1 protein-coding gene is annotated in these 437 nt (G+C 69.1%); it reads right to left on the bottom strand.

Annotated elements, in window-relative coordinates; translation table 11 throughout:
• Positions 1 to 437, bottom strand: a 437-nt coding sequence (locus EOD07_RS37170) for an ABC transporter permease subunit (RefSeq protein WP_127238550.1), incomplete at both ends; no start/stop codon positions are given.

Genomic DNA, 437 nt, shown 5'->3' with positions numbered 1-437 from the left:
ACCATGCCCGTAAGCGCCAGGGCGCCGACCAGCACCGACAGCGCCGCGATCTGCGGCAAGACGCTGGGCCCGAAGCTCGACAGGTCCTGGTAGATCAGCGTCGGCAGGGTGAGATAATTGACCGGCATGCCGAGCAGCGCCGGTATGCCGAAATTGCCGACGCCGGAAACGAAGGCAAGGGCAGCGGCGGCCACCACATAGGGCCGCAGGACGGGCAGCACGATTGTTCGCAGCACGCCGAGCGGCCGTGCGCCGCAAGAGCGCGCCGCCTCGACCAGGTCGCGCGGCACGCGCGACAGCCCAGCCCGCATAGTGATGAAGACGATCGGCGCGTGCTGGACGCCATAGAGAAGGACGATGCCGCCACGGCCAAGCATCGGATTGCCGCTGCCGGGTGTCGGCGCCAGCCCGAGCATGCCGAGCAGCGTGCTCGACGG

The sequence above is a fragment of the Mesorhizobium sp. M2C.T.Ca.TU.002.02.1.1 genome, assembly GCF_003997225.1.
The sequence above is the reverse complement of the archived record's forward strand: the minus strand, read 5'-3'. Positions and strand labels throughout refer to the sequence as shown.